1 protein-coding gene is annotated in these 1,246 nt (G+C 64.7%); it reads right to left on the reverse strand.

Going from position 1 to position 1,246, the window contains the following annotated elements:
* Positions 1 to 171 precede the first annotated feature (171 nt).
* Positions 172 to 1,246: transposase (locus DN412_RS42850; RefSeq protein WP_133303200.1), on the reverse strand; the 1,075-nt coding region annotated here is incomplete at its 5' end.

Genomic DNA, 1,246 nt, shown 5'->3' on the forward strand with positions numbered 1-1,246 from the left:
CCTAGGAGGCTGTCGGACTTGAGCCCGAGCGAATCCGATAGATCGGTGCGACGCGGCTTTTGAGACGGCGTCGCGCTGATCGAGCGTTCTCAGCGGTTGGCGAGTCTCCACGAGGGCGTATCGGACCGCCTGAGGACTCGTTTTCGGCGTGACCGGGGCACACTTTTCCCCTCACGCGGTGCGCAGCACATGCATGCGCTTGATGTTCCAGGCCATGGTCACCAGGCTCCATTCGCCTTGGGCGTGGGCCAGCCCGCGCATGCTCATCTGGCGCCAACCCATCACCCGCTTGATGATGCCGAACACCGGCTCCACCGTCTGCTTGCGCAAGCTGTAGAGGGCACGCCCAGCTTGTGTGCCCAGACGATGCGCCATCTGCACAACCGGATCCGTCGTCTGGGGTTCGGGGGCATCGGGTGCGAAGCGCTCCAGCACGGGGGCATGATGCGACTCCCTCTTGAGCGCCAGCAGAGGATCGATCCCCGCGTCGAGGCAAGCGATCACGTTGGCCTGACTGAAGAAGCCGTTGTCCGTGATTAGCGTGTGCACTTCGCCCAGCACCGCGGGCAACGCGACGATCTGCTCCAGCGTGGGCACGACTTCGCGCTTGTCGTTGCACGCCTGGCTCACGTGTCGGGTGACCACCATCATCGTCTCGGTGTCGACGCCGGCTTGCGCGTTGTAGCTTTGCTCGAAGCCCCCGCCCGAGACGGGCATGATGCGCGAATCTTCATCCGTGAGGTTCACCTGGTCGCCGTCCTTGGGGCCAGCCTCTGGCGGCTCGGGATCCTTGCCGCGCGGCTTCTTGCCAGCGTCCCGCTGAGACTTGCGCTTGGCCGCCTTGGCCTCGTACTCCTGCTGTTCGTGCCGATGACGCTCGGCGGCGCGCTGCTCGATCTTTGCCTTGGCCAGCGCCATCGCGCTCAAGCGATCTTCGCGTCGAGCGATTTCCGCCGGCACGTCCATGCCATCTGGGATGGCTGCGCGGTCGCTGTTCTCGGCCAGCGCAAGCAGCGACTGCACCTCCTGTCGCAACTGCGCCTCGATCTTGTGGGCATGCCCCCACGACAGGGCACGGTGCTTGCTCGCGTTGGCGTCGATCTTGGTGCCGTCCAGCGCAATATGCCCGAGCTTGAGCAGTTTCATCTCGCGCGCCAGCACCAGCACCTGCACGAACAGCAACTCCACTTCCTTCAGGAATCGACGTCGGAACGTCGCCAGCGTGTCGTGATCCGGGTGGGTGTTG

The organism is Cupriavidus lacunae (assembly GCF_003353055.1).
GTDB classification, from domain to species: Bacteria; Pseudomonadota; Gammaproteobacteria; order Burkholderiales; family Burkholderiaceae; genus Cupriavidus; species Cupriavidus lacunae.